Source organism: Seonamhaeicola marinus (assembly GCF_008085455.1).
On sequence record NZ_VSDQ01000803.1, the window covers coordinates 1 to 502 of the forward strand.

A 502-nucleotide genomic window follows, 5' to 3' on the forward strand; every position below is an offset into this window, starting at 1 on the left:
GCTTTACCTAAAAGTAAATATGCCTCATCCATTTGTGGGTTTTTTTCTTTACCCTCAATGTTCATGCTATGCTTTTGTATGGCTTTTACCGCTTTTTCTTCGGCTCTTGTAAAGTCTTGATTTTTTGATTGCCCTGGCAAAATAACCTCATCAGATATTTGCATACGCTCAATGGGCAGTACATTCCAATAATCATCAAAATAACCTTGATTTAAACTATTTCTACCTTGCTCTAAAGCATTGTACCCATTATAAAGCGCATTAAACTCTGCCGTTACAGCATGAAAGTTTCTACTAATAAATTTGTCTTTTTTTCTGGAGCAACTTACTATTAAAAAAACCGCTAGAAAAAAGACAGATGTAACTTTATAAGATGTGTTCACCGTTGGTTATTTTAGTCTAAATACATAACTAATTTACATAGCTATTATTATATGATAGACGTAAAAATAAACATCTTTTCTAATAAACCTATAAATAATACTAAAGTTCTAGCCCGCAA

Annotated in this window: 1 pseudogene; it reads right to left on the reverse strand. The window is 31.7% G+C overall.

The annotated features are described in order from the left end of the window. Nucleotides 1–383 (reverse strand): annotated as a pseudogene (locus FUA24_RS23600) (hypothetical protein); the annotation flags it as partial. Nucleotides 384–502 lie beyond the last annotated feature (119 nt).